This is a genomic window from Enterocloster bolteae (assembly GCF_002234575.2).
GTDB classification, from domain to species: domain Bacteria; phylum Bacillota; class Clostridia; order Lachnospirales; family Lachnospiraceae; genus Enterocloster; species Enterocloster bolteae.
This window is the reverse complement of record NZ_CP022464.2, coordinates 1,701,166-1,725,734: the sequence shown is the minus strand read 5'-3', so window position 1 is coordinate 1,725,734 and position 24,569 is coordinate 1,701,166. Positions and strand designations below refer to the sequence as shown.

General features: G+C 51.1%; 26 protein-coding genes. 9 read left to right on the top strand and 17 right to left on the bottom strand.

Translation table 11 applies throughout. The annotated features are described in order from the left end of the window. Window positions 1-132: 132 nt before the first annotated feature. Genes hflX through CGC65_RS08250 form a run of 3 tightly spaced genes read right to left on the bottom strand, consistent with a single transcriptional unit; the run spans window position 133 to window position 3,000 of the window. Window positions 133-1,413, bottom strand: a complete 1,281-nt coding sequence (gene hflX / locus CGC65_RS08260) for a GTPase HflX (protein WP_002569874.1) — start codon at window positions 1,411-1,413, stop codon at window positions 133-135. A 2-nt stretch (window positions 1,414-1,415) separates the two neighbouring features. Continuing rightward, window positions 1,416-2,474, bottom strand: coding sequence for a tetratricopeptide repeat protein (locus CGC65_RS08255; RefSeq protein WP_002569875.1), 1,059 nt, complete (start codon window positions 2,472-2,474; stop codon window positions 1,416-1,418). A gap of 10 nt (window positions 2,475-2,484) precedes the next feature. Next, window positions 2,485-3,000 carry a dCTP deaminase/dUTPase family protein gene (locus CGC65_RS08250; RefSeq protein ID WP_002569876.1) on the bottom strand — a complete coding sequence of 172 codons (516 nt, stop codon included), beginning with the start codon at window positions 2,998-3,000 and terminating at the stop codon, window positions 2,485-2,487. Between the two features lie 243 nt (window positions 3,001-3,243). Between CGC65_RS08250 and CGC65_RS08245 the strand changes: the two genes are divergently transcribed. Together CGC65_RS08245 and CGC65_RS08240 are read left to right on the top strand one after the other, a co-directional pair. Further along, the gene (locus CGC65_RS08245; protein WP_002569877.1) at window positions 3,244-3,507 is read left to right on the top strand and encodes a helix-turn-helix transcriptional regulator; all 264 of its coding nucleotides are present in this window, start codon (window positions 3,244-3,246) and stop codon (window positions 3,505-3,507) included. Between the two features lie 135 nt (window positions 3,508-3,642). Continuing rightward, window positions 3,643-3,972, top strand: coding sequence for a helix-turn-helix domain-containing protein (locus CGC65_RS08240; RefSeq protein ID WP_002569878.1), 330 nt, complete (start codon window positions 3,643-3,645; stop codon window positions 3,970-3,972). 246 nt (window positions 3,973-4,218) lie between these two features. Here the strand turns inward: CGC65_RS08240 and CGC65_RS08235 are convergent, their stop codons facing one another. The 6 genes from CGC65_RS08235 to rbr form a co-directional block, all read right to left on the bottom strand. Next, window positions 4,219-4,845, bottom strand: a complete 627-nt coding sequence (locus tag CGC65_RS08235; protein ID WP_002569879.1) for a manganese efflux pump — start codon at window positions 4,843-4,845, stop codon at window positions 4,219-4,221. 80 nt (window positions 4,846-4,925) lie between these two features. Beyond that, the gene (gene scpB / locus CGC65_RS08230; protein ID WP_002569880.1) at window positions 4,926-5,828 is read right to left on the bottom strand and encodes an SMC-Scp complex subunit ScpB; all 903 of its coding nucleotides are present in this window, start codon (window positions 5,826-5,828) and stop codon (window positions 4,926-4,928) included. Between the two features lie 13 nt (window positions 5,829-5,841). Further along, the gene (locus CGC65_RS08225) at window positions 5,842-6,642 is read right to left on the bottom strand and encodes a segregation and condensation protein A (RefSeq protein ID WP_002569881.1); all 801 of its coding nucleotides are present in this window, start codon (window positions 6,640-6,642) and stop codon (window positions 5,842-5,844) included. A 45-nt stretch (window positions 6,643-6,687) separates the two neighbouring features. Then, the gene (locus CGC65_RS08220) at window positions 6,688-7,560 is read right to left on the bottom strand and encodes a metallophosphoesterase (protein ID WP_002569882.1); all 873 of its coding nucleotides are present in this window, start codon (window positions 7,558-7,560) and stop codon (window positions 6,688-6,690) included. 44 nt (window positions 7,561-7,604) lie between these two features. Then, window positions 7,605-8,291 (bottom strand): HAD family hydrolase, encoded by a 687-nt coding sequence (locus CGC65_RS08215; protein WP_002569883.1) that lies wholly within the window; start codon window positions 8,289-8,291, stop codon window positions 7,605-7,607. 160 nt (window positions 8,292-8,451) lie between these two features. Further along, complete coding sequence (gene rbr, locus CGC65_RS08210) at window positions 8,452-9,078, bottom strand: rubrerythrin (protein ID WP_002569884.1); 627 nt, start codon at window positions 9,076-9,078, stop codon at window positions 8,452-8,454. A 196-nt stretch (window positions 9,079-9,274) separates the two neighbouring features. Between rbr and CGC65_RS08205 the strand changes: the two genes are divergently transcribed. Further along, entirely contained in the window at window positions 9,275-9,685 is a 411-nt protein-coding gene (locus CGC65_RS08205) for a helix-turn-helix domain-containing protein (RefSeq protein ID WP_002569885.1), read from the top strand. Between the two features lie 66 nt (window positions 9,686-9,751). Here CGC65_RS08205 and CGC65_RS08200 read toward each other — a convergent pair whose 3' ends face one another. The 7 genes from CGC65_RS08200 to CGC65_RS08170 are packed head-to-tail and all read right to left on the bottom strand — an operon-like array spanning window position 9,752 to window position 15,609. Then, window positions 9,752-10,531 (bottom strand): amidohydrolase family protein, encoded by a 780-nt coding sequence (locus tag CGC65_RS08200; protein ID WP_002569886.1) that lies wholly within the window; start codon window positions 10,529-10,531, stop codon window positions 9,752-9,754. A gap of 9 nt (window positions 10,532-10,540) precedes the next feature. After that, window positions 10,541-10,990 carry an RpiB/LacA/LacB family sugar-phosphate isomerase gene (locus tag CGC65_RS08195; RefSeq protein WP_002569887.1) on the bottom strand — a complete coding sequence of 150 codons (450 nt, stop codon included), beginning with the start codon at window positions 10,988-10,990 and terminating at the stop codon, window positions 10,541-10,543. 31 nt (window positions 10,991-11,021) lie between these two features. Continuing rightward, complete coding sequence (locus CGC65_RS08190; protein WP_002569888.1) at window positions 11,022-11,741, bottom strand: ABC transporter ATP-binding protein; 720 nt, start codon at window positions 11,739-11,741, stop codon at window positions 11,022-11,024. Continuing rightward, window positions 11,728-12,492 carry an ABC transporter ATP-binding protein gene (locus tag CGC65_RS08185; RefSeq protein ID WP_002569889.1) on the bottom strand — a complete coding sequence of 255 codons (765 nt, stop codon included), beginning with the start codon at window positions 12,490-12,492 and terminating at the stop codon, window positions 11,728-11,730. The genes CGC65_RS08190 and CGC65_RS08185 overlap by 14 nt, the downstream gene beginning before the upstream one ends. Then, entirely contained in the window at window positions 12,446-13,429 is a 984-nt protein-coding gene (locus tag CGC65_RS08180; protein WP_007038360.1) for a branched-chain amino acid ABC transporter permease, read from the bottom strand. Before CGC65_RS08180 ends, CGC65_RS08185 begins: the two co-directional genes overlap by 47 nt. Window positions 13,430-13,438: 9 nt before the next feature. Next, window positions 13,439-14,305 carry a branched-chain amino acid ABC transporter permease gene (locus CGC65_RS08175; protein ID WP_002569891.1) on the bottom strand — a complete coding sequence of 289 codons (867 nt, stop codon included), beginning with the start codon at window positions 14,303-14,305 and terminating at the stop codon, window positions 13,439-13,441. A gap of 56 nt (window positions 14,306-14,361) precedes the next feature. Continuing rightward, window positions 14,362-15,609 carry an ABC transporter substrate-binding protein gene (locus CGC65_RS08170; protein WP_002569892.1) on the bottom strand — a complete coding sequence of 416 codons (1,248 nt, stop codon included), beginning with the start codon at window positions 15,607-15,609 and terminating at the stop codon, window positions 14,362-14,364. A gap of 309 nt (window positions 15,610-15,918) precedes the next feature. On the opposite strand from CGC65_RS08170, the gene CGC65_RS08165 reads away from it, so the two are divergent. From CGC65_RS08165 to CGC65_RS08140, 6 genes are all read left to right on the top strand, one after another. Continuing rightward, window positions 15,919-16,947: a LacI family DNA-binding transcriptional regulator gene (locus tag CGC65_RS08165; protein ID WP_002569893.1), complete on the top strand. Its 1,029-nt coding sequence runs from the start codon at window positions 15,919-15,921 to the stop codon at window positions 16,945-16,947. Window positions 16,948-17,140: 193 nt separating this feature from the next. Then, window positions 17,141-18,271: an extracellular solute-binding protein gene (locus CGC65_RS08160; RefSeq protein ID WP_002569894.1), complete on the top strand. Its 1,131-nt coding sequence runs from the start codon at window positions 17,141-17,143 to the stop codon at window positions 18,269-18,271. A 178-nt stretch (window positions 18,272-18,449) separates the two neighbouring features. Continuing rightward, a complete protein-coding gene (locus CGC65_RS08155) occupies window positions 18,450-19,550 on the top strand; it encodes an ABC transporter ATP-binding protein (protein ID WP_002569895.1) in 1,101 nt (366 codons plus the stop codon). Continuing rightward, on the top strand, window positions 19,547-21,211 hold the full coding sequence (locus CGC65_RS08150) for an ABC transporter permease (RefSeq protein WP_002569896.1): 1,665 nt from the start codon (window positions 19,547-19,549) through the stop codon (window positions 21,209-21,211). Before CGC65_RS08155 ends, CGC65_RS08150 begins: the two co-directional genes overlap by 4 nt. A 75-nt stretch (window positions 21,212-21,286) precedes the next feature. Continuing rightward, window positions 21,287-23,014 carry a sensor histidine kinase gene (locus CGC65_RS08145; RefSeq protein ID WP_002569897.1) on the top strand — a complete coding sequence of 576 codons (1,728 nt, stop codon included), beginning with the start codon at window positions 21,287-21,289 and terminating at the stop codon, window positions 23,012-23,014. After that, window positions 23,007-23,807, top strand: a complete 801-nt coding sequence (locus CGC65_RS08140; protein WP_002569898.1) for a response regulator transcription factor — start codon at window positions 23,007-23,009, stop codon at window positions 23,805-23,807. Before CGC65_RS08145 ends, CGC65_RS08140 begins: the two co-directional genes overlap by 8 nt. On the opposite strand, the gene CGC65_RS08135 is transcribed toward CGC65_RS08140, so the two are convergent. Continuing rightward, on the bottom strand, window positions 23,797-24,567 hold the full coding sequence (locus CGC65_RS08135; protein WP_002569899.1) for a suppressor of fused domain protein: 771 nt from the start codon (window positions 24,565-24,567) through the stop codon (window positions 23,797-23,799). The genes CGC65_RS08140 and CGC65_RS08135 overlap by 11 nt on opposite strands. Window positions 24,568-24,569 lie beyond the last annotated feature (2 nt).

The following is a 24,569-nucleotide window of genomic DNA, read 5'->3' as shown; positions in this document are numbered from 1 at the left end:
ATAACTTTTTATATTATCCCAGATATTGTGTCTTATTAACTGTACTTATAACTCTTTTTTCCAAATCCCTGCAAAACCTTATACCTGCGTGGTTTTTCGGACAGGGGGCATTTTTTATATTTCCAATTAAATTCAATTGGAATACAGCTTTCCGAAAAGCTCTGCCGGCACATATGCCTTTACTGCAATTCCATCCTCCTGGTATTCCTCCTCCAGAAGCTGACCGTACTTGCGGATGGTCTGGATACGCCCTGCCTGGCTGTATGGAAAAACTTTTTCCAACAGAATCCGCCTGCTGCGTATAATGGCCTGGAGCACCTTCTGCAGTTCTTCCAGTCCCTCTCCTGTCCTGGCCGATATCCTCACCTGGTAGTCTGATGAAAAATCCCTGGGAATCTGCATGACACCGCTGTTCTCCCCGGCCTCCAGCTCACGGAAACGGTCCACCTTATTGAACACGGTGACTATGGTCTTATCCACAATCTCCAGTTCCTCCAGCGTCTCCTTCACCACGTGCATCTGCATGTCCATCTGCGGATTGGAGCAGTCCACCACATGGAGGACGATATCGCTGTAGCGCGCCTCCTCCAGCGTACTCTTAAAGGCTTCAATCAGATGATGGGGAAGCTTGCGGATAAATCCCACGGTGTCTGTAAGCAGTATCTGCTGGCCATCCTCCAGGGTATAGCTCCTGGTGGTGGGGTCCAGGGTGGCAAAAAGCTTATCCTCCGCCAGGATTCCCGCCCCGGTCAGACGGTTGAGCAGGGTGGACTTTCCTGCATTGGTATAGCCCACAATCGCCGCGGAAAGAGCAAAATTCTTCTCTCTCTGCTGCCTGGTCACCTCCCGGTGGCGCTTCACATCAGCCAGTTCCTCTTTAAGCTGGCCGATTCGCTGATGGATAAGCCTGCGGTCTGTTTCCAGCTTTTTCTCACCGGGACCTCTGGTTCCTATGCCGCCTCCCAGACGGGACAAGGAATTGCGCATTCCCACCAGACGCACGGCCCTGTATTTTAACTGGGCCAGCTCCACCTGAATCTTGCCCTCTCTTGTGCTGGCCCGTGAAGCAAAGATATCCAGTATGACCATGGTCCTGTCCATGACCTTGGTGTCCAGAGCATCCTCCAGGTTCCTGAGCTGGGCCGGTGACAGCTCATCATCGCAGATAACGCCTGTGGCCCGGGTATCCCATAACAGCTCTCTCACCTCGTCTATCTTACCCTTCCCCAGATAGGTGCCCGGATGTACCCTTTCCCGGTTCTGGATGATTCTGGCCACAGTTACAGCCCCTGCCGTGGAGGCCAGCTCTTCCAGCTCATCCAGGGAAGCGGGCGTGTCCTCCTCCTCGGCAGTGCTCACCGCCACCAGTATTACCTTTTCCTGCAGTTCACTCAAATCAATTAATTCTGCCATTCCTACCTCGTTTTCAAAAATGCAATCTCATGCTCCGCATCTTCATTGGAGCCAAACTCCTTTACAAAGTCCTCAAATAATGCCAGGGCTTTGTCGTACTGCTGTAAGTGTTCGCAGGCAGCGGCCCGGTTATACGAAAGCTCCTTCAAAAGTTCCCTGAAGCCGTCTGCTTCTGCCGCGACAGCCGGCGCGTTTTCCCCGCCTGCCCCTTCCCCGGCGTCCCCATCCTTCGTTTCTTTTTTGTCCGTCTCCTTGCCTGTTTTCCGGTCTTTCTCCTGTAGAGCCACAGCCTGGGCAGCAGCCGCTACCTGGTACCCTTTGTCAAAAGAATCATAAGCACTCTGGTAATCCTCTGCAGCCATCTGGCATAGACCCATTTGATTATAGATTTCACCATGTTCCATCCCATCCTTCAGTGCGTCTTCATAAAGCGCCATGGCCTTATCGTATTCCTTCGCGTCCACACAGGCGCTTCCTGCGGCCAGCAGGGCCTCCTGCCTGCCGGGCACCGGCTTGTCCTTCTTATCCAGCGCCTTAGCCTCCTGGTAGCGCTCAAGGGCATTATCCGTATCTCCAAGCCGGGCATAGCAGCTGCTCTGCCTGTACATATACTCCGGTGTGTCCGGCTTCATCTCCAGAAGAAGGTCATAGGTGTGGATAGCCGCATTATAATCCTTTAACAGAAACTCTGCATCCGCCCTGTATAAGAGCACATCCCGGTTGAAATCCTCTGCTCCCTTGCCAGACTTTTCAAGAGCCGTATCAAAGGATCCGATGGCCCCTGCATAATCTCCTGCCTCCAGCTTCTCTATACCCTCTGCACGGAACTGGCGCTTCTTGGAGGTGGTCATATGCGCCACCAGCCGGAATGTTCCCGCTGCAATCAACCCCACGAGAAAGATGCAGACTGCCCACGCAATGACCGCCCTGATAATCCGGTTTCTCCTGCGGCGCCTGCGCGCTGCATTGGAAACCGGCCTTTTTCCTCCGTATCCGGGGTGCTGCCCCTTTGACTGGGGCCTGCGCCCGCTGCTGTATGACCTCTGTCCACGACTTCCCATATGTTTCTACCTACCTTGCATCCGTACTTCCAAAACCGCCGTTGCGCACATCACTGCATTCGTCGTCCGCGGTGATGCCGTAAGGAATGAAAATTCCCTGTGCAAATCCGGCGCCCTGTCCCAGCTCCACAGTCTTTCCCTCCCTGGAATCATTGGTCACCTTAATGAACATATGGCCTTCATTGTCTGAATAAAAATAATCGCTGTCAATGATTCCCACCGTGTTGTTCAGCTGGAGCCTGAATTTAAATCCCAGGCTGCTGCGCGGAAAAATCTGGAGCACCCAGCCAGTGTCAATCTCCGCCCTGACGCCGGTGGGGACCTTCATGCTCTCACCAGGGGCCAGGGTAAGGGGAACCGGAGTAAAGAAATCATATCCAGCGGAGCCGGAAGTGGCTCTGGCCGGAAGCCGGATCCCTTCATAAATATGTATTATCTCTTCCTCCGATGTATCCGGGAAAGCATCAGCCCAATCTGCCTTAAACTGTTCAAAACTAACTTTATGAAATTTCGCAATTCTCTGCATAATTTTCTCCTGTCTCTTTCATACTTTTACGTAACAGTCCATCCGATACTGCCTGTCCGTTTCTCTCAGTCAAGAAGATACGCCGTCTGAACTGTGGCACTTTTACAAGTCTATCATACTCCTATGGAATTTTCTACTTTATTTTTTATTCCTTCTTTATTAGAAACTTTGATATATTCATATTCATTACAATCATATAGGAACTTCACTTTTAGAAGTATTACACCGAACAGAGGGACATCTATGAAAATTTCCTACAATTCCCAGCCGCAGAGAAATCTCATTGGCAACCAGATTTTCAAGCTGCGCAAAAGCAGAAAACTATCCCAGAAGGAAATGGCTGCCCAGCTACAGGTGCAGGGCTATTATTTCAGCGAACTGACCATACTCAGAATAGAGAAGGGCAAACGTCTTGTGACGGACATTGAGCTTAAGATACTTTGCGATTATTTCCGCATCACCCCTAACGATCTGTTGGGATATGGTGATGGCGGCCGTCTGGTATAGCAATGCATTGTACGTGTATTTATGCATTATATAGTGAATTCCCCCACTACTACATTTCAGCCTAATGTTTTTTTCACCTCTGGGATACAATAATACAAAAGATTTTGTAGATAATAGACTATGGTGGTGAAAAACATGATGAGTTATGAGCTGGAGCGCATAGAAGAGCTTTGCAGAGAGCGGGGATGGAGTCATTACCGCCTGGCACTGGAGATGGATACTTCCCCCAATAATATAGGCAACCTGTTCAGACGTACCACGGTTCCCAGTATACCGACCATACGGCGTATCTGCGAAGTCATGGGGATAACCATGGCCCAGTTCTACAGCACCGACGGCATACAGGTTACCCTGAACGAACAGCAGAGGCGGATTATGGACCTGTATGATAAATTGGACCCTCTGGATAAATCAAAGGCAGAAGCCTACATGGAAGGACTGTCAGCCAAGGCAAAAGATATATAGCGGTAAAACGGCGGTTAAAAGCAGCCCCGGACCAGCGTATCGGAACTCCCTTACGCCGGCTGGGCTGCTTTTTTTCGTGTTTGTTATGTTTTTTTGCGCATTAATTTTGTTTTTTGTTTTTCTTACCTGTTTTTCTTACGGTCGTTCTCACTGGTAAAGGGATGAAAAATATCCATAAATTGGCAGTCCATCAGGATAAGCCATACCATAAGGCACGGTCCAAGAACATTTTCAGCCATCCCCCCATCAATGAAGGACCTTCATCAAAGCCAGGACCATCAGCAGGACGCCGCTAATCCAGGACAGGTCGCACCGGAAGCGTGAGGCCACCTTGCGCCCCAGCCACAGGCCGCCGTACATCATACATACTCCCACGGCAAATGACAGTGCCAGGGTTGCGGCCACAGGAATATCAAGCAGGGCTGCCATGGTTCCGGCCACCAGGCTGTCAATGGACATGGCCAGAGCCAGGAATACGGTCTCCTTCCATCCAAGGGACTGGGAGCCGTCCACGTCCGCCGCCATGGGGTCTCCGTAAATATTGACTATGACCTTCAGTCCAGACAGGGAAAAGCTGAGATTACGGCGGATACAGCAATGGCGGTTGATATAGGCCTTAATGCTGTAATCCAGGAACTTGATGAATCCCAGCAGAAACAGGCTTACAAAGCAGATAATCCTGGTCACATCCCCCGGAAGGACAGAGCTTATAACGTTTCCCAGCCCCAGGGCCAGCCCCAGGCATCCGCTGCATATACCGTTTAACAAAGCTACCTTTCCCCAGCCCACATGGACCCGGTTGGCTCCATATGCAAGGCTGGCCACAAAGGTATCTGTACAGAGAGCAAATACTAAAATCAGACTTCCAAGCATGATATCAACTTTTTCTTTTTATTTTAGTATATTCCTCATGTACTGCTTTGGGAATCTCCTCTGTGTACAAACACGGGGCATCAGGCTTCCGGTTCCCGGGCCACGGCTGTTTCCTCAGCCGTCGCGGCGGCTTCCATGGCAGTCCCGGCCGTCTCAGCGGCTTCCATGGCGGTCTCGGCCGTCTCAGCGGCTTCCATGGCGGTCTCGGCCGTCTCAGCGGTTTCCATGGCGGTCTCGGCCGTCTCAGCGGCTTCCCCAGATGCAGCCTCAACCGTCAGTTCCTCCAGCTTAAGCTGCAGCTCCTCCTCCACCTCCGCCTTGATCTCCGCTTCCTGCTCAGGACCCAAATCCGGCAAATCCTGGACCGATCCCACGCCGAACCTGCGCAGAAATTCCTCTGTGGTGGCAAAAAGAGCCGGCCGGCCGGGCGCGTCCAGGCGGCCCACCTCGTATACCAGGTTGTATTCCACCAGACGGTTCACCGCGTGGTCTGACTTGACGCCTCGTATCTTCTCAATCTCCATCTTGGTCACAGGCTGCTTATAGGCAATGATGGACAGGGTCTCAAGCACCACTTCCGTCAGCACCTGTTTTTTGGGGGCAGAGGCCACCCGTATCAGGTTTTCGTAGTAGGCTGCCTTGGTACACATCTGGTAGCTGTCCTCCAGCTGGGTTATCTCCATGCCGCTTCTGGCTGACCTGTACCGCTTTATCAGGCGCTCCACTGCCTTCCTGGCCACTTCTTCCGGCTGGCCGATGGATGCCGCCAGCTGGCGAAGCTCCACCGACCTTCCCATGGTAAAGAGCACTGCCTCTATAACCGCCTCCTGCTCTTTTTCATCCTCTGTAGGAGGAAAGGCAAGCTCCATCTGCCCTTCCTGCTCCTTTGCTTCTCTTTTCTCACTTCCGGCCAGCTTTCCGGTGCGGGTTTCAACCACGCCGGCTCCGGCCTCCAGGGCTTCTATTCTGTCTTTACTACTCATAAGATTCCATCCATCATCCTTCAAAATCACCCAGTTGGGCCAAATCCAGCTCCTCTTCCTCGCCTTCCTGCTCCAGGGTCTCTATGTCCATGTCCCCAAAGGTCTCCTCCTGGCTCAAATGAATCTTTCCTATCTTCATAAGCTCCAAAACCGCCAGGAAGGTAACCACCACCTCCAGCTTGTCCGGCTGTCCCTCCAGAAGTTCCCTGAAGCTGAATCTGCGCTTCCTCCTGGCGTAAAGAAGCACGTTTCCTATCTTCTGTTCCAGGCTTACGGGTTCCCTGTGTATGGTTCCGAAATTGCTCCGGATAGGGTCAATCTTGTCCTCCTTGCGCTTCATTACCTGCTCAAAGATTCTCTGGAGCTTAGCCAGCGTAAGTCCGTCAAGGAGCTTGTCCAGGTCCACCGGAGGCTCATATTTGGCAACCTCCGGCGGCAGGGTGGAGGGCTTATAGAGATGCTTTAGAGCCCCATCCTCCCTGTCAGCCAGTTCATCGGCCATCAGCCTGTACTTCTTATATTCCAGTAAGCGCATAACCAGCTCTGCCCTGGGGTCTATTTCCTCCCCTTCCTCATCCACTTCCTTGGGAAGGAGCATCTTAGCCTTAATGTCAAGCAGCGTGGCCGCCATTACCAGGAACTCGCTGACAATATTTAAGTCCTCCCGCTCCATATGGCGCACATAGTCCAGGTACTGGGCCGTGATTTCCACAATGGGAATATCATATATGTTTATCTTATTTTTCTCAATGAGGTGGAGCAGCAGATCCAAGGGACCTTCAAAATGCTCCAGCTTATAGGATATGGTTTCCATTCTTTCACCTGTAAGTGGCATTCATTTTATGGTTTTTTATGCCTGTCACGCCCTTCTCAAACGGATTAGCACCAGCTGGGGCCTGTTGTTCAGGCGGATGTTAATAGAGTGGGTTCCCAGTCCCCGGCTGACAATCATCCGCTTCCCGTCCCGTTCAAAATCCCCGGCGCACCAGGGTAAGAAAAACTGGTACTGGGGCGTCATGACTCCCCCCAGTCCCGGTATGCGGATGGTGCCTCCGTGAAAATGTCCGGCCAGAGTCAAATCCGCTCCCCAGCGGGCATAGGAATCAAAATACAGAGGGGAATGGGCCAGAAGAATGGTGAAGGGCTCCTCCTTGCAGTCAGACGGTCCTTTGCCCAGTTTCCGTTCCAGATAGCCCGGGGGCATGGGCGGCACCTTCTGGTACAGGGCCTTCCGGTAGAAACAGGGGGCTAAATCCAGACCGGCAATCCTTAAGTCCCTTCCCAGAAAAGCACAGCTGTCCTCCAGGTAGCTGACGCCCATGGCGGTCATGGCATCCCTGTACTCCTCGTAGAGGTCCCCGTATAAGCTGCGCTCCCACACCATGCGGTTCTCATGGTTTCCGTTGCCGCAGTAAACCGGATAGCTGGCTGCCAGCTGGCGGAACAGCTTCAGCGGGACCTTTATGTCCCGCTTTCCCTTGCAGACCATCATATCTCCGCCGGATAATACCGCGTCCGGATTCAGACGGTGAATCGCTGCCACCAGTTCCCCGTTGTCCCGGCCAAACTCGTTATTGTGAAGGTCGGACAGGAATATCAGGTTCCTGTCCCTTTCCAGTTTAGGGGAAATGATCTCTGTCACTTCCACTGAAAAATGCTTTTTTTCGTACTCGGACCGTAGCATACAGGCAGCGCCTGCCGCTGCGGCCAGGGAAACGGCTTCTTTCCACATATAATTCATTCCTTTATTAGATGACAGCTTCTTTTCCGGGGCTGCTATGGCTGCTTTAATGACAGACTGCCGTTCTCAAAAAGGCCGATGACATCTGTAAGACTGTCACAGCAGGCGGTCAGCAGATTCCGGATTTCTTCATCCGGCTGGTCCTGGTCAGGTATCATCACTGGATTAAAACCGCCTGCTGCGGCTGCCTTGATTCCGTTAAAGCTGTCTTCCAGGACAACGCATGCCCCGGGATCCACCCCCAGCCGCCGGGCTGCCAGCAGGAAGATGGCCGGGTTTGGCTTTGCTTCCTTCACCATGTCCCCGTATATGTAATCGTCAAAATACTTCTCCACGCCGGCTCCCCTGACATTGCCCTGGGTCCAGCTTTCACTGCTGGCCGTGGCCACGGCTGTCTTTATGTTGTGGTCTTTCAGGTATATAAGCAGTTCCTTAAGGCCCTTTTTTACCGGGACGCCATGCTCCGCAATCCAGCGGTAGGAGTATTGGCGCTTCTCTTCCCGGAACCTGTCATAGTCCTTCATGGCCTCCTCACCGAACTGCTGTGTGCAGACCTGTTTTACCTTGTCAGGTTTGCATCCCCGGATTCCCCGCAGGAAATTGCCGTCCACATGGATTCCGTATTTAGGTCCTACTTCAAACCAGGATGTGGCGGCCAGGCTTTCCGTGTCAAACATAAGTCCGTCCTGGTCGAATATGACTGCTTGAATTGGATTTGGCATATATCTGTTCTCCTTAATAGGTGGTAATCAGTTTTCAGTCTCATTTGCAAAGCGCGGCCGGCCCTGATTTGGCTGTGTTCCTTCAGGGCCCCGGGCTTTGCCTGCGTGGACATTATACCACCCACTCACCCTCTTTGTAAAATCTTATTTTGTCTGTGGGCTACTTTGCCTGCTTATTCTTCTGCATATTATCCTGCAGATACCACGGCGCCAGCTCCTTGCGGGCAAAATAGCCCTGGTCGTGACGGCATACAGGACAGTACTGAGGGGGTTCTTCTCCTTCATATATATATCCGCAGTTGGTGCAGATCCAGGTCTCCTTCTGAGGGCTCACATACAGGTTCCCGGCTCCCAGCAGATCTGCCAGATACTGGAAACGCTCACCGTGGGTCTTCTCAATCTCCGCAATCATGCGGAAGGTGGCTGCAATCTGGGAAAAGCCTTCCTTCTGCGCAATGTCTCCAAAGGATTTGTACACCACGTCATGCTCCTCGTATTCGTTGTGTGCGGCCGCATTCAGCTGGGCCAGGGTATTCTTTTCCAAATCCACCGGATAACCTCCGTCTATGAATATGGTTTCCTTATCTAACGGCTTCAGATAGTCATAAAATATTTCCGCATGTTCCTTTTCCTGGTCTGCAGTGTAGCGGAATACCGCCTCCACCATGGGCATCTTCTGCTCCTTTGCCAGCCCCGCCGCAAAGGTATAACGGTTCCTGGCCTGGCTCTCTCCCGCAAAGGCTCTCATAAGATTCTTAGCTGTCTCGCTGGTCTTAAAATCAGTCATGGATTTTCCTCCTAATTATATATGAAAACAGTGTGACATATGGTCATTCCTACTATTCCCATTCTTCTCTCTTTTATTCCCATTTCTGCCAATCCTCCTTGTATTTATACCCGCTTCATGGTATAATCCATTTATTGATAATAGCCACTGAAAAGCCCGGTTTTACGGACTTTAACAGCCAAAAGGAGGATAAGCCATGATACGCTATGACCGGCTGTGGGCAACCATGGAAGCCCAGGGCATGACTCAGTACAGACTGATCAAACATTATAATTTCAGCGCGGGCCAGATAGGACGGCTGAAAAAAAACATGCATGTATCCACCCACACCCTGGATACCCTCTGCACACTGCTGGGCTGTGATATCAGCGATATCATAGAGTACATCCCGGAAGGGAGTCCCGCCCCGGAGGAACCTTCTGTCCCCGAAGCCGGTTCCGCGGAAAAGGAGACATCCTCCAAATCCAGAAAATCCGACTCCCCCAAAGGCGATAAGCCAAAGAAGTCTGAACCCAAGAAATCCGCGAAATCAAAAAAGGGCGATAAAAAGGCGGCCAAGGAAGGAAAAGAGGGAAAAAAGGGGAAGGAAGGCAAGAAGAACAAGTAAAATATATTCTCCCAACACAAGGAACAGGGGTGGATGCTGGTCTGTCTGCATCCACCCCTGCGCACGTCACACGCTCTGCACTGGAAGTCCAAAAAGCCTTCCGGCATTCTCTCCCATGATTTTTCTTCTCACTTCTTCATCATACCCGGAAAGCATCCTGTCATATTCCCTAATTACATCTGCCGCATCATAAAATGGCGTGTCTGAACCAAACAGGATTCTGTCAGGTCCCAGCGTATCAATGGCCGCCTTTACTTTGGCTGCAGGTATGGCGCTTCCCACCAGATACATATTGGGATTACGGGCCGCTGTTTCGATAACCCTTTGGCTCACATCAGGTTCACCTGCCCCTCCCATATGCACCATAAGAAACTTAGTGTCCGGAAATGCCCTGGCTGCCCGCTCCGCCCGGATAGGATCCGTAAAATCAGGATAGTCCGCTCCGATATGAAACGCTATCATACCATTGCGGGCCGCAACTACTTCCATGACAGACATGGCTTCCGGACAGTCTATATAATACTCATTCTGCGCCCCGTTCAGCTTTACGCCCGCGCACCCATACTCCTCCAGGCATAACCGGGCGTCTTCCCTGGCTTTTTCAGCCCCTTCCCGTATATTGGCCCAGCCAAAGGGAACTATTCTCTTGTTTTTCTGTGCCTCCCTTCCTATATACCGGTTGCTCTCCGTCACATCCACCACTCCCTGCGGCAGCAGCCAGACTATGGCATGAGCCACCCCGGCGCGTTCCATCCGTTCTTCCCACTGACAGGCATTTATGCTTTTATCAAAATTACTATAAGGCGAAACATGTGTATCCGCGTCAAATATGTATCTCTTTTCCATTGCCTCTCCTTACTGTCTCTGGTCCATCTGTGCCAATAGCTGAATTACATGGGCTGTCCTTTCGTCTGTATCGCCTGCCGCCTCCAAGAATGCCTTCAGAAGATCCTTCGCCAGCCACTCTCCCACCACCTTTTCGCCAATGCACATCACATTTACATGATCGTGCTCCACACATTGATGGGCACACTGGTAATCATGGACAATGGACGCCCTGATTCCGGGTATTTTGTTGCACGCAACCGAAGCACCCACTCCGGTTCCGCAAAACATAATACCGCGTTCCGCCGTCCCTTCAAGAACCGGCCGGCACACAGCCCTTGCCACCTCCGGAAAAAAGACTACATCCTCCGCTCCATTGTTCCCGTTGTCGATGATTGTATGTCCCAGTGATTCCAGATACGGAATCATCTTTACCTTCAGTCCATAACCGGCATGATCACTTCCCACCGAAATTACCATATTCCATTTCTCCTTCCAAATTATGCGGCCCCTATCTGGATTTACCCAAATACGCCTCCGTTACACGCTTATCATTTATCAAATCCTTTGATTTTCCGGACAGTGATATATTCCCGCGTTCCAGTATATACGCCCTGTCAGACACCTTAAGGGCCAGCTTTGCATTTTGTTCCACCAGTAGTACCGGTGTTCCCGATTTATTTATCTCTACAATCTTCTCAAACAGCTCATCAATCACCAGAGGGGCCAGCCCCATGGACGGCTCATCTAACATAAGCAGTCTTGGATGACCCATAATTGCCCGACCGATAGCTAACATCTGCTGTTCTCCTCCGGAGAGGGACCAGGCCAGCTGCTTCCTGCGTTCCAAAAGTCTCGGAAATATATCGTAAACATAGTCCAGATCTCCCTTATTATTACCTGCGGACAGGCGGACTCCTTTATTAGCCGCAGTTCCCACCAGGAGATTCTGTTCTACCGTAAGACCAGGAAATACATGTCTCCCTTCAGGCACATGAAGCACGCCTTTCCTGGCAATTTTATCAGGCGCCAGCTTGCTGATATTTTCTCCTGCCAGTTCAATTTTCCCCTCTTTTGTGACATGACCCGAGACCGAATTGAGAAGCGTGGTTTTCCCAGCACCGTTGCTTCCAATCAAGGCAACTATTTCATGTTCCCTTACCTCCAGGCTGATTCCATGAAGGGCTTCTATTCTCCCGTAATTAGCAATCAGATTCTCAATTTTCAGCACTGCCTCCACCTCCCAGATATGCCGTTATCACTGCCTCGTTCATCTGAATCTCCTTTGGGGTTCCCGTGGCAATCTGGCATCCGAAATTAAGTACTGTAATTCTGTCGCAAACCGACATCACCAAATCCATGGCGTGCTCAATCAAAAGTACTGCAATCTTCTTCTCCACCGCCTTATCAATCAGGGCCACGATATAGTCCATCTCCTTGTGGTTCAGCCCTGCCGCGGGTTCATCCAGAAGGAGCACCACCGGTTCGCATAGAATGGCCCGTACGATTTCCAACATCTTCTGCTGTCCATAGGCCAGCTGGTCTACCTGGTCCGTAAGGTCCACTCCATCAAGGCCGGCACAGGCAAGAAGCTGGGCCAGCTCCTGCTCCACATTTTTATTTTTCCCCCTTCTCCTGGCCGCCAGGTCCACTCCCATAAAGATATTAGTCCTGATATCGCACCGGTTAAGAAGCCTTGGATGCTGGAACGTTCTGGCTATACCCATTTTAGCCCGTCGGTGGGTGGCAAACCTGGTTATCTTTCCTCCGTCCAGATATATGTCTCCCCCGTCCGCCATATAAATACCGGTAATCAGGTTAAGAAGAGTGGTCTTGCCTGCCCCGTTTGGTCCAATCAGGCCAAATACCTCCCCTCTGAAAAGCTGAATGCATATATCAGAGGCGGCAACTACCCCGCCGAAATTCTTGCTGACATTATCTAACCGTAAAACGGCCTGTTCTTCCTTTAATGTATCTGGCATAGAACTCTTTCCCTCCCCCTATGATTCCCTCCGGCTGGACAATCATCAAGATCATGATTCCTGTGCCATAGATAAACTGCATATAATTCTGTAAGGGCCGTACCCATTCCTGCAGCAGGGAAATGATCAGGGTACCGATGATTGCCCCCACCGGAGACATGGTGCCTCCAAGCATGATCATAATTAAATACATGGTAGACTGCTGATACGTAAATGTCTGGTAGCTCAAATACCCCGAAAGGAACGCATACATTGCTCCTGCCGCCCCGCACAGGGCGCCTGAAATCGCGAATGCAATGCTTTTTGTCAAAAGACTGTTAATCCCCAGACAGTTGGCCGCCATCTCGTTATCACGTATGGCCATGAATGACCGTCCCAGAGGGGAATGAAACAGGATTCTGATACCCAGACTGGCCAGCATGCAGACAATCAGTATCAAAAAAAACTTACGATTCTCCGTATTGGCGGCAAAGCCTGCAATAGAGAAAACAGGGATGTCTGATATTCCCAGGGCACCTCCCGTCACAGGCACCCAGTTCATAAAAAGTCCATTCAGAATCGTCATCAGGCCCACTGATGCAAAGGTAAAATAATACTGCTTTAGCCTGAAAAACGCAAACCCCAGTATAAAGGCGAACGCAGCGGTACCCGTGGTAGCAATGATGAAGGCGGCAGCCGATCCCAGCCCCAGCTTAAGGACCATGTTGGCTGTAATATATGCGCCTACGCCCCACAGACCGGCCTGAGCAAAGGAGTTCTGTCCGCAGAGCCCCAAAAGCACATATACGCTCAATACACAAAGATATGTAATCAGAGTTATATTAAATACCCTCATCATATAACTGGATGAAACCGCAGGCAGTATGCTGCATCCCAGGCCAATGGCCATCAATGTAAGAATATAAGGTTTCTTAACTGATCTGATTCCTTCCAACATATAAGTCACCTACGCTTTCTCCTGGATTTTTTCACCAAATATCCCCTGGGGCCGGAACATCAGAACCGCAATCAATACCACGTAAATCAGTACCAGCTGATACGTACTGGATATATAAGCTCCTCCAAAGGCCTCCACCAGCCCTACGATCAATCCCCCCAACACAGCTCCGGGTACGCTGCCGAAGCCGCCTATGACAATAGCAGCAAAAGCCTTGGCGCCGGCAGTGGCTCCCATTGTATTATTAAGGAAGAAAATAGGCGCCAGCAGTCCTCCCCCGATTCCGGTAATCATGGCTGACAGGGCGAACGTCAGGCCTATGGACACAATCACAGGTACTCCTGTCAGTGATGCCATATACTGGTCCTGAGCCGTTGCCTGCATAATATTACCCACAAATGTCTTTTCCAGAAGCATATATACCAGAGCCATTATGATTGCAGAGATGGCAATGATTGCCACATTCTGCCACTGTATCGTTGCCTGGCCCAGATGGGCGGTTCCCTGAATCACCCGGTCCATTGTCACAGGAATGGACCCCCATATAAGCCTGGCCCCTTCCTTAAATACAATGGACGCCCCCATTGCGCTGACGATAATTGCCTTTGCCTGGGCACTGCGCAGGGGCCAATAGGAGGTCCTCATGAACAGAATGCCTACCACCCCCATGCTGAGGGATGCCAGCACCAGCGAAAGTACGATTGGAAGGTTCAGTATTTTATTAAATGTATAACAAAAATACCCCCCAAACATCAAAAACTCACCCTGCGCAAAATTCATGACGCCCACAGACCGGAAAATCAGCACCATTCCTATGGCTATCAAACCGTATATGATTCCCATGGAAACACCTGCCACAAGTAACTGAACATTCATGCACCTGATTCCTCCCCTCCACAATACTCACCACGTTTTCTCTGTTCACACCGTATTTACTCAATGACTTTTTCCGAGGTGATTTCCGAAATAATTTCCGCCTTGCCTTTTACAACCTTTACAAGCAGTCCGCCTCGTCCGCAGTCACCGTTTGTCCGGCAGTCATATTTCGTAATGGCTCCCTGATAATCGCCAATGGTATTCATAGCTTCCCTGACCGCTTCTCTGTCCGTGGAACCGGCCAACGTGATGGCTTCGCAGATTACGGATATATGGTCGTATATCTGGGCTGCCGCCTTTCCGCAGTCATCGCCGTAAAGCTCCTTATACTTTTCAGCCAGCGCAGCACCCTTTGGATTCGGTGTATTCGGTACCCATGCGCTTGCGCAATATACATTGTCATTTAATTCCCCGGCCAGCTGGATGGTCACAGGGTCTGCAAATCCGTTGGAGCCCAGTATAGGAGCTTCTATTCCAAGGGAGCGGATCTGCTGAATCAAAATAGCGGCTTCCGTCTGGAACGCGGCCCCGATGATTGCATCAGCGCCTGATGCCTGTACCTGTGCGATATGGGAAGAAAAGTCCTTTGTCCCTGTCGTAAAAGGTACGGTTACCACCGGTTCTATACCGTAGGATTTAAGGGCCTCTGTGAACAGTCTTGCCTGATCCGCAGAAGAAGTCTCTGTGTCATGCATAACCGCATAACTCTTAATTCCCAGCTCTTCCACCGAATATTTAATCAGGGCAGCGCAAAGCGTATCGTCGCAGGCTCTTAACTGGAACAAATACGGATTATCATTATTACACATGTTCTTCAAAGTGGGGGAAGAACCCTGAGCCGTGGTCAGTATCTTAAATTCCAGTGCGCTGGGCGACTGTGCCATACCGTCATTGGAACTGTCCGGACCCACAATAGCCACAATACTGTCATCCGAAGCCAGCTTACGGTAAGCGTTTACAGCACCCACATCCGTTCCCAAAGCATCCTCAATCACAATTTCAATGGGACGCCCCAGAACGCCTCCCTGAGTGTTGATTTCCTCGGTTATGATTTTTGCCGCATTGGAGGCATATTCTCCTTCCAGCGAACGATCCCCCGTGAGAACTGTTGTCAGGCCAATACGGATGGGGTCACCGGAAGCGGATGGCTCCTGGCTCTCTTGGGCCTGTTCCGTATCGGAAGCTTCTGATTTTACAGCAGCCGTTTCAGTTTCTGCCGCCGCAGATGATTCTGTCTTAGTGCCGCATCCGGCCACTATCCCCGCCATTAACACGGCCAATGTTACTGCTAACATTTTCTTCATAAAAATACCTCCATATTCTGATGTTCTTCCCCTGGTTCACATCGCGCTTCGTGTAATCGTTTACACGACTAATAATAATATATTTTATCGTATATGTCAATTTATTTGTATTAAAAGTTATATTTTTATGCATTTCATACATTATTTATCCTATTTTTTATGCATAATAACATTTTGTGTAATTGATTACACATTTGGCATATTTTTCATTGCGTTCCTCTGCCACATCAAGTATAATAAGAAAAGAGGATCCCCCCCGGCCCGTCCGGGTATCTTCCATTACAGCAGCATAGTTTGAAGGAGTTTCTTATGGCAAAAATTACCATCCGGGATATAGCAAAACAATCCGGAGTATCCACCGCCACTGTCTCACGGGTATTGAACAACAGCCCCAAAGTGTCGCCGGAAGTACGCAGCACCATATTAAGGGTTATCGAAGAACTGGGTTACCATCCCAGTCAGGCTGCCCGCGAATTAAAAAATAAAAGCTCAAAGACCATCGCCCTGGTGATTGCAGATGGTACAAACGAATATTACTTCCAGATTGCCCAAGCCATCATACATGCAATCCAGGAGGAGGGCTATACTCTTTTCATCTGCAACTCATTTAATAACAGTGAGATTGAACGCAATTATCTGATGATGCTCTCAGAACGCAAAATTGACGGACTTGTCCTAAACAGCTGCGGTGGCAACAATGAACTGATTGTAAGCTTAAGCCAGAAAATACCCACTGTCCTGATACACCGTCGGATTGATCATCCCGGATTTGTCGGGGATTTTGCCAATGCAGACTTCGGCATCAGCACTTACGAGATGACCATGGAGCTGATACGAAACCGTCATACAAAAATAGGCATCATATGCGGCCCCACCCAGTTCAGCTCTGCCGCTGAACGGCTTCAGCAGTTTAAGCGCGCCATGGCCTCCATACACATTACGGTGGACAGGGATTATCGTTACTTTCTGGAAGGCCCCCATGACTCTGCCTTTGGATATGAAGCCTTGGAACAATTTTTAAGGCTCCCCCACCCGCCTACCGCCTTGGTGGCTGCCCATAATGAAACCTGCATCGGTGCCCTGAGATACTGCCGCGATCACAACATCCCCATTCCTGAGACCCTGTCCATTGTAGCTCCATGTAATGTAAACCTGTGCGACCTGTTCTATGTCCAGCCGACCTATGCCCTGCCTGACACCTGGGCTTTAGGGTTCAGAATTGGCCAGATGCTTCTGGAACGGATTCAGAGTGAAAACCAACTTCTTAACAGGGAGGCCATCTATATTCCAAGAATCATACAGGGCAATAGTGTCTCCTGTCCGGGAGACCCCCGGTAAATCAGCTGACAGCGAATTAATTAAAACCATATTATAACAGACGGGTTGAAATTTCTGAATTTTCACTCCGTCTGTTGTTTATTTTCCACCTTTTTGTGGGATTGTCGGATTTACTTTCCCAGCCCAAATGCTAAAATTAAGTTATGAAAAATGTGGTGCAGCAAAAAAATATGTTTAAGGGAGGAATGTTCATATGAGAAAATTTCAAAAAGCAACCGCAGTCATCATGGCAGCAGCCCTGGCAGCCACCGGCTGCAGCTCCGGCGGGGCAAAGACCAGCGACACCCAGCAGCCTTCCGGCACAGAGGCAGCCAAGACAGAGGCGGCTGGTGACGCTGCTAAGACAGAGGCAGCCAAGGACGCTGCTTCCGGTGATGAGGAGCCGGTTCTGGTAGTCTACACGGCCAGAAGCGAGGCCCTCAACAATGCCGTGATTCCTGAGTTTGAAAAGGATACGGGAATCAAGGTGGAGGTGGTAGTGGCAGGTACCGGAGAGCTGTTAAAGAGGGCCCAGTCTGAAAAGGATAACCCCCTGGGCGATATATTCTGGGTGGCTGACCAGACCATGCTCTCCGCCTCCAAGGATCTGTTTATGGAATATGTATCGCCTGAGGATGAAAACATGCTGGATGCGTTCCGCAACACCACCGGTTACTTCACTCCTGCATTTGCGGACCCGACGGTCATGATTGTCAATAAGGACTTGAAGGGCGACATGAAGATTGAAGGCTTTGAGGATTTATTAAACCCTGAGTTAAAGGGCAAGATTGCATTCGGGGATCCTGTAAACTCCAGCTCCGCATTCCAGTCCCTGTTAGCCATGCTCTATGGCATGGGAAAGGACGGAGACCCGTTATCTGACGAGGCATGGGCCTATGTAGACCAGTTCATCGCAAACCTGGACGGCAAGATGGCCAACAGCTCCAGCCAGGTATACAAAGGCGTTGCCGAAGGCGAGTATGTGGTGGGCCTGACCTGGGAAGACCCGGCTGCCAACTATGTGAAGGAAGGCGCTGCGGTTGAGGTGGTATTCCCCAAAGAAGGAGCCATATTCCCCGGCGAGTCCGTACAGATTTTAAAGGACTGCAAGCATCCTGAGAATGCAAAGAAATTTGTGGACTATATGCTCTCCGAGAAGATTCAGAATGCAGTGGGCTCCAACCTGACTGTAAGGCCTCTCAGAAAGGATGCCAAGCTGGCTGACTACATGACGCCCCAGTCTGAAATCAAACTGTTTGATAACTACGACGAGGGCTGGGTTGCTGAGCACAAAACGGAAATTACCAACCTCTTCAGCGAGCATATGGAGACATCCATGGACTAACCCTTTGCCCGCTCATCTGACAGAACACACAGCACCGGCATAACCATGCCCCCAAAGGACTGCCCATTACGCTGACCACATGATTCCATCACCGCCCATCATCTCTTGGGGGTCTGAAACGGTCAGCTGAGGCAGTCCTTTTTATCTGAAAAACCAAAAACAAGGAGGGTTACAAACCATGAGTGTAGCTATCAGCATAGAAAATGTAATCAAACGGTTCGGAAAGGACACCATTATTAACGGCCTGTCCTTAGACGTAAGGCCCGGTGAATTCTTCACCCTCTTAGGGCCTTCCGGATGCGGCAAAACCACCCTGCTGCGCATGATTATAGGATTCAATTCCATTGAGGGCGGCGAAATCAAAATTGACGGCAAGGTCATCAACAACATCCCCACCAACAAGAGAAATATGGGCATGGTATTCCAGAACTATGCCATTTTCCCCCACATGTCGGTCCGGGACAATGTGGCCTTCGGCCTTAAGAACCGCAAGGTACCCCAGGACCAGATTGAGTCCCAGGTGGACGAAATCCTTAAAGTAGTAAAGATTGACCACCTGAAAAAGCGGATGCCCTCCAAGCTGTCCGGCGGCCAGCAGCAGCGTGTGGCCCTGGCCAGAGCCATTGTCATCCACCCGGAGGTGCTGCTTATGGACGAACCCCTGTCCAACCTGGACGCCAAGCTGAGGGTGGAGATGAGAAACGCCATCAAGCGGATCCAGCAGCAGGTGGGCATCACCACCATATATGTGACCCATGACCAGGAGGAGGCCCTGGCTGTATCGGACCGCATCGCAGTCATGAACGGCGGCGTCATCCAGCAGATTGACACCCCCAAGAACGTGTACCAGCGGCCCTCCAATATCTTTGTTTCCACCTTCATCGGACTGTCCAACATCATGGACGGGCGCATTGAGGCAAGGGACGGGCAGACACTGCTTCACATCGGGGATTACAGCGTGCCCATGGAGAACCTTTCCCGCAGCGCGCAGGACGGCCAGGCCGTGAAGGTATCCATCCGTCCTGAAGAATTCATCATCAGCCGGGAGGACAGCGGCGGCATACCTGCGGTTGTGCGAAGCAGCGTGTTCCTCGGCATCACCACCCACTACTTTGTGGAAACAGCGGACGGCAGGGAGATGGAGGTCATACAGAACTCCGATATCTGGGATATCATCCCGGACCACACCCCCATCCGCCTGGGCGTACAGCCCCATAAAATCAACGTGTTCACTGAGGACGGCAGTCAAAGCCTTATTGTCAGGAGGGACCATTCATGAGATATGCAGGAGAGAAAAAATTAAATATATGGGTTGCAATGGCACTGGGAATCCTGGCCCTGTTCCTTCTCTTCGTGGTCTACCCCCTGGTGCTGGTGCTCTATAAAAGCGTTCTTTCTGAGGACGGAAACTTAAGCTTTGCCTATTTTACTAAATTCTTCGCAAGAAAATACTACTGGAGCACCCTGGTAAACAGCTTTAAGGTCACCATTGTATCCACCGTGGTGGCTGCCGTTCTGGGGCTGGCCATGGCCTACGTGCTGCGGAGCGTACAGATCAAAGGAAGTAAATACCTGAACATCCTGATTGTCATTTCCTACCTGTCCCCGCCTTTCATAGGGGCCTATGCATGGATTCAGCTGTTGGGGCGCAACGGCTTCTTCACCAAGATACTCAACAGCCTCTTTCACATAAAGCTGGGCGGCATCTATGGGTTTGCGGGCATTGTACTGGTATTCTCCCTCCAGTCCTTCCCCCTGGTGTACATGTACATATCCGGCGCCCTGAAAAACCTGGACAATTCCCTGAACGAGGCAGCCGAAAGCCTTGGCTGCACCGCATTCCAGAGAGTGATGCAGATCATCGTCCCCCTGGTAATGCCCACCATGCTGGCCAGCTCCCTGCTGGTGTTCATGCGCGTGTTCTCTGACTTTGGTACTCCCATGCTCATCGGCGAGGGCTATAAGACCTTTCCGGTGCTGATTTACAGCCAGTTCATGGGGGAGGTCAGCACGGACGACCATTTTGCCGCCGCGCTCTGCGTCATTGTCATCGGCATAACCCTGGTTCTCTTCTTCCTCCAGCGCTATCTGGGCAGCCGATTCACCTACTCCATGACCGCCTTAAAGCCCATGGTGGCGGAAAAATGCACCGGCACACGCAACATCCTGTCCCATCTGTTTGTGTACGCAGTGGTGCTCATCGCCATCCTGCCCCAGATTACAGTCATCGTCACCTCCTTCCTGGCAACAGGCGGAGGAACCGTATACACAGGAGGCTTTTCCCTGGAAAACTACAGGAACACCCTGTTCTCCAAGAACAATAACACAGCTATTTTCAACACCTACCTGTTCGGAATATGCGCCATTGCCATTGTGGTGGTGTTCGGTATCCTCATATCCTACCTGACAGTCAGGAAGAGGTCCTTCCTCACCGGCATCCTGGACACGGTGACCATGTTCCCCTACATCATCCCCGGCTCTGTCCTGGGCATTTCCTTCCTGTATGCCTTTAACAGCAAACCCCTGCTGCTCAGCGGCACTGCCATTATTATCATCATATCCCTGTCCATACGGCGGATGCCCTATACCATCCGCTCCAGCACCGCAATCATCGGTCAGATCAGTCCCAGCGTGGAGGAAGCCGCCATCAGTCTGGGGTGCACCGAGACGAAATCCTTTGTGAAGGTCACGGTACCCATGATGATGTCCGGGGTGCTCTCCGGGGCCATTATGAGCTGGATCACCTTAATCAGCGAGCTCAGTTCCTCCATCATCCTTTATACCAGCAAGACCCAGACCCTGACCGTAGCCATCTACGCCGAGGTCATCCGCAGCAACTTCGGCAATGCCGCGGCCTACTCCACCATCCTGACCCTGACAAGCATCCTGTCCCTGCTGGTGTTTTTCAAGGTCACAGGCAGCAACGACATCAGCATTTAGTCTCTATCTATGATATAATAGGAGGTACAGTGTCCTGAGGGCACTGTACTTCACTACTTCCGGGAGGTACCCGCCATGGCAGGCAACCAGTACAGGGATTACATCAAGCGTTCTTTCCTTAAATATGCATGCTCCATCATCTCACTGCTCTTTGTGCTGATGGGGCTGTTCCTGTTCATCAATGTCCAGTGGATCAGCGTGGGAAGCAACCGGAAGAACAACGCCCTTCTGGCATCCGCCCTGGACAGCCAGGTGTCATCCTATAAGGAAGGTTTGGAACACTTTTCCACAGATTACCGCTTTTTGGATGCCCTGAAACCGGGAAATGCGGATGCCGCCACCCAGGTCAACCGGCTGCTCTACGGTTTTACCACATCCCAGCCCATACGAAGCACCTTTGCCCTTACAGATACAGAGGGACACATGGTAAGCTCCAGCCTATTTGAGGGAAACCGCGAAATATTCCTGAACAGCGCCGTCTATAAGAGCCTGGTGGAAAAAATGCAGGAAGCCCCTGACCTGACCCATACCATGCCCAGCCGCCTGAATTTTGCACACGGACAGGAAGGGGACCTGCTCATGGCCCGCCCCGTCGCAGACGCAGACGGAATCTGCGGATACCTGTTTTTCGATTTGATGGATGAACAGATTTACGAGGCTGTGCGGGAATGCCCGTTAGACGACGTGGTCATCACAGACAGGTATGACAACCTGGTTTTTGCAGTGGGAAGGCAGAATGCGGACCCCATGGAAAAATATCCTGCCGGCAAATACAGGATGGATTGGCAGAAGGGCAATATTGTAAAGGTCAACAACAAGCATTACCACATACACAAGGAAGTCCTTCCTGAGAGCTCCCTGATTCTGTACACACTGGTATCCATGGAATTCCAGCGCAGCCTTGTGACCTACGGCATTCTGTTTCTGGGGCTGGCCGGAATACTTATGGTCATCATGATTCCGCCCCTGACCCTGCGCATAACCAAAAAGAACCTGCAGGCCATTGACGAGCTCCAGGCCTCGGTGGAGGAAATGGGGCGGGGAAATATGGATTACCGCCTGAAAAGCCAGGTATTTGACGAATTCCGGATGCTCAACGACGCGTTCCGCAACATGGTGATTCAGCGCGAGGAGCTGATGCTTCACAACAGCGAGCTGGCGGAGCGCAAGCGCACCATGGAAATCAAGCAGCTGGAGGAACAGTTTAACCCCCATTTTATCTTCAATGTATTGGAGACTCTCCGGTATGAGATTGCCATTGACTCCCAGAAGGCTTCGGAGATGGTCATGGCCTTTGCCAACCTGATGCGCTACAGCGTATATTACGGGAGCACCATTGTGCCCCTGCAGACCGACATTGAATACATCAACGACTATCTCCTGCTTCAGAAAATGCGCTATAACCGCAGGCTCAATTACCATATCGACATCCCGGAGGAACTGATGGACTTAATGATTCCAAAGCTGCTCCTGCAGCCTGTGGTGGAGAATTCCCTGGTCCACGGAATGAAGGATAAACACTGTGTATCCGTCACCATCACGGCCCGTAAAAAGGACAGCACACTGGTGCTGAGCGTGGAGGACAACGGCAGCGGCATCAGCCCGGAAAAGCTGAAGGAGCTGCGGGAAGCCCTGGATCAGGAGGATATTTACAGGGAACATATCGGATTATATAATTCCCACCGGGTGGTGCGGCTTCTCTACGGCCCTTCCTACGGCCTGACCATTGAGAGTTCCCCCGGAAACGGAACGCGGGTAAGCGTCACCCTTCCCGCGGATATGGAGGAGGATACATATGTATAAGGTCCTGATTGTGGAGGACGAAGACATCATACGCAAAGGCCTGCTGTTCATGGTAAACTGGCAGGAGGCGGACTGCGTGGTGGTGGGAGAGGCAGTGGACGGTCTGGAGGGACTGGAAAAAATCAGGGAAACAAACCCGGATATTGTGGTGGTGGACATCAACATGCCTGTAAAGGACGGTCTTTCCATGCTGGAGGACAGCATAGAGGAGTACGGCTATGACGCCGTCATTGTGTCCGGCTACAGCGATTTTGAATACGCCAGGAAGGCTATCCGCCTGGGAGTCACGGAATATCTTTTAAAGCCAGTGAATTTTAACGAACTCTATGACGCTCTCAGAAAGATTAAAGACAAGCAGCAGGCAGCGGCCAGGCTCAGGCATGAGCTGAAGCAGCTGGACATGGAAAAGCGTAAGTTAGGCATACTGGATGAACCGGAAACAGGGGACAGTCCCGAAGGGAACCGCCATGTGGAGTACATGATGGACTGCATCCGGAACCACTACAGTTCCCACCTTTCTCTTACGGATATCAGCGAGCAGTGCGGCATGTCCTGCACCTACTTAAACTCCAAGTTTAAAAGCTTTACAGGTTATACCTTCAACGACTATCTGAACCGCTACCGGATGCAGAAGGCCGTGGACCTGCTGAAGGAAAATAAATACAAGGTCTACGAAATCGCAGACCTTGTGGGCTTCTCGGACTATAAATATTTCATCAAAGTATTTAAAAAATATGTAGGATGCTCTCCGGTCAAGTTCATGGAAAGCGGAGGAGCCGGGCCTACTCCTTAAAATCCGCGCAGAGATTGGGCCGGTGGATATCCAGCACCATGGGCAGGTTCCCTTCGGAAAACCGCTTGTCCAGCGCCTCCATGCCATACTCCAGCTTATACTCAATCTCTTCCCTGTATGCAGGTATAACCATGTAGAAGTTTACCTTCCTGCCGTCCTTTGCCTCCATGCTGCCCATATCGCCGCCGGTCTGTACCAGGACCACGCCGCCCATTCCGGTATCCGGCGCCAGAGGCTCATAATCAGGACCATTGGGAATGGTGTGCCCCCATCCCAGCCAGGTGCTGTACTCATGGGGAAAACGGGCCAGATACTTAATCAGTCCGATGGGCCAGTATTCCTCCTGCGCAATGTCGCTGTTGATCTGGCCTGCCTCACCCGGATTCCACTCCTTTGGAAGGAACATATACAGTTCCCCGTACCTGAGGTCCTCCCTGTCCTGGATTTCCTCCGGCAGAGTCATAGGCATATCGCTCATGCCCGTGGTATACATTACATAGTAGGGATGGGTTTCATCGGGCCGCATAATGTTCACATCAATGTGGACCAAATCCGATAAAAGCTCATGGAACACAAATTCCTCCCGGTTGGGAAACAGTCCCTGAAAATGGGCATTTATCTCCTCTGCGTATACACCATAAGCCTCCGGCGGCCTCCAGCCCTCATTCTCCTTATCCTCATAGCGGTAAATAGGCGAACCGCCCTTTGACACCTCATCTGCTTTTGGTCCCTTCTTAAACAGCTTGTCCAACAGTCCCATCT